The sequence below is a fragment of the Gordonia sp. YY1 genome (assembly GCF_009872315.1).
Classification (GTDB): Bacteria; Actinomycetota; Actinomycetes; order Mycobacteriales; family Mycobacteriaceae; genus Gordonia; species Gordonia amicalis.
On the sequence record NZ_WXYI01000063.1, the window covers coordinates 1 to 638 of the forward strand.

Genomic DNA, 638 nt, shown 5'->3' on the forward strand with positions numbered 1-638 from the left:
GTGGCTTCGGCGTCGGAGGCGTTGCGTAGGTCGATGATCTGGCGCAGCTGAAGGCGCGACTGATCGCCGGACGCCTCGTCGGGCCCGTGGATCTCGGTGCGCACCTGTTCAAGGTGCTCGGCGAACCGTCGGGGTATGTCGGGTCGCCGGTTCACACGTTCGGGGTTGGGTGGTGCGCCGGGTTCGGCGTTGAGTTGCCAGGTGCAACGGCCTTCGTCGGGTCCTTCCCGCACCATGCGGGTGGTGTATTGGCCGGGCTGGTCGCCGACCATGCGGTTGTGTTTCGGGCATGCGGGTGCGAGGTCGGTGATGTCGGTGAGGCCACCGAGACCCCAGTCGAGTTGCGCGTGGTGCATTTCCACGTGTGCGGCGGATAGGTCGCAGTCGGGTGTGGAGCAGACCTCGCCGTCGGGTCGGGCGAAGGACACGAGTCGTTGTTCGCGGGTGGCCAGGCGTTTGCCGCGTCCGAAGTAGAGCGGGACGGCGGTGGCGTCTTTGAACACGGCCAGCCAGGGTTGGGCGTCGGCGGCCATGTCGATGAGGTCGGGGATGGGGATCAGCGTGCCGGTGGCGGTGGTGGCGAACCCGGCTTCGCGGATCAGATCGTTGAGGTCGGCTTTGACGATCACCTGTATCGG

1 protein-coding gene is annotated in these 638 nt (G+C 66.9%); it reads right to left on the bottom strand.

What is annotated here, in order from left to right:
- On the bottom strand, window positions 1-638 hold a 638-nt coding region (locus BPODLACK_RS23150), incomplete at both ends, for a DUF222 domain-containing protein (RefSeq protein ID WP_159406335.1).